Raw genomic sequence first — 1,474 nt, forward strand, 5'->3', positions numbered from 1 at the left:
GGGTGGCGCCGGCCTCAGCCTGCGCGCCGGCCAGGCGCTCTGCTACGGCCAGTCGCACAGCGACCTGCGCGGCGGCGGCGGGCTCGACAAGGGCTGGGAAGCCGGCACCGGTGCGCGTATCGGCTGCACCGGCGGCATCGCAGCGCTGTCGGCCTCACCGGGCCACGAGCCGCGCTGGCTGATCGAACAGCGCTCGCTCTACCGCCTGCCATCCTCGGCATGGGCCCATGAGCTGCGCACCGGCCTGCAGCTGCCCATGGGCGGCGAGCAGGCGCTGCGGCTGGAATTCCGCCGGGAATGGCGCGAAGACAGCCTGAGCGTCCTCAGCCTGGGCTGGCTGCGTTATTTCTGAATTCGCGCGTGATCGGCTACCATGCCTGCCTCGGCATGGCGGCCGCGCCGCCCTGCCCCTTTCCACTATCCAATGAAGGCCATGACATGCAAATCGCCCAGGACAGCGTCGCGCTCATCGAATACACCCTGACCAACGATGGCGGCGACATCATCGACAGCTCCGTCGGCGGCGAACCGCTGGCCTATCTGCACGGTCACCAGAACATCATCCCGGGCCTGGAGAAGGCGCTGCTGGGCAAGGTCGTCGGCGACAGCCTGAAGGTCAGCATCCCGGCCGCCGAAGGCTACGGCGAAGTCAACCCGGCGCTGGTGGAAGTGGTGCCGAAGCACCTGTTCTCCGGTGTCGAGCAGATCGAAGTCGGCATGCAGTTCCACGCCCAGACCGGCCAGGGCATGCAGGTCATCACCGTGACCGCGGTCGAAGGCGACAACATCACCGTCGACGGCAACCACCCGCTGGCCGGCCAGACCCTGAACTTCGACGTGACGGTGAAGGAAGTCCGCGCCGCCTCGCAGGAAGAGCTGGACCACGGTCACGTGCACGGCGCCGGTGGTCATCACCACTGAGGCAGCGCACGCTGATATGCACAAGGCCCGCGTTCGCGGGCCTTGTCGTTTCCGGACCATCCCTCGTCCGGCCCCCTCCCTCTTCCGGACGCAGCGCCCTTGGCCTCAGGCCAGCGAACGCATGACCTCGGCCGTGATCTCCAGCGAGCGCAGGCGCGCCGCCGGATCATGGAAGTGCCCGGTCACCATCAGTTCATCCGGCCGGTGATCAGCCAGGAAGCCCGCCAGCGACTCGCGGATGACCGCCGCCGAACCGACCATGGCGTATTTCAGCGACTGCGTGACCCAGGCGCGCTCCAGCGGCGTCCAGACCAGATCCATGTCGTGCACCGGCGGCGGCAGCTGGCCCGGCATGCCGCGATGCAGATTGACGAAGGCCTGCTGCTGGCTGCTGAACCACCAGGCGGCCTCGGCGTCACTGTCGGCGGCGAACACGTTCACGCACAGCATGACCCGCGGCTGCGCCAGGCTGGCGGAGGCACGGAACTGGCTGCGATAGATCTCCAGCGCCTGCACCATCTGCCCCGGTGCGAAATGCGCGGCGAAGGCGTAG

The 1,474-nt window shown here is 68.2% G+C and carries 3 protein-coding genes; 2 read left to right on the plus strand and 1 reads right to left on the minus strand.

Annotated features, from left to right (window positions below; genetic code table 11):
• Positions 1 to 352, plus strand: a 352-nt coding sequence (locus tag C5O18_RS10570) for a DUF7840 domain-containing protein (protein WP_478209695.1), incomplete at its 5' end; no start/stop codon positions are given.
• A gap of 86 nt (positions 353 to 438) precedes the next feature.
• Positions 439 to 921 carry an FKBP-type peptidyl-prolyl cis-trans isomerase gene (locus C5O18_RS09485; RefSeq protein WP_105193384.1) on the plus strand — a complete coding sequence of 161 codons (483 nt, stop codon included), beginning with the start codon at positions 439 to 441 and terminating at the stop codon, positions 919 to 921.
• Between the two features lie 105 nt (positions 922 to 1,026).
• On the opposite strand, the gene C5O18_RS10575 is transcribed toward C5O18_RS09485, so the two are convergent.
• The coding region (locus C5O18_RS10575) for an LLM class oxidoreductase (protein WP_478209696.1) at positions 1,027 to 1,474 on the minus strand (448 nt) is incomplete at its 5' end.

It is taken from the genome of Amnimonas aquatica, from assembly GCF_002943415.1.
Lineage (GTDB): Bacteria > Pseudomonadota > Gammaproteobacteria > Pseudomonadales > Moraxellaceae > Perlucidibaca > Perlucidibaca aquatica_A.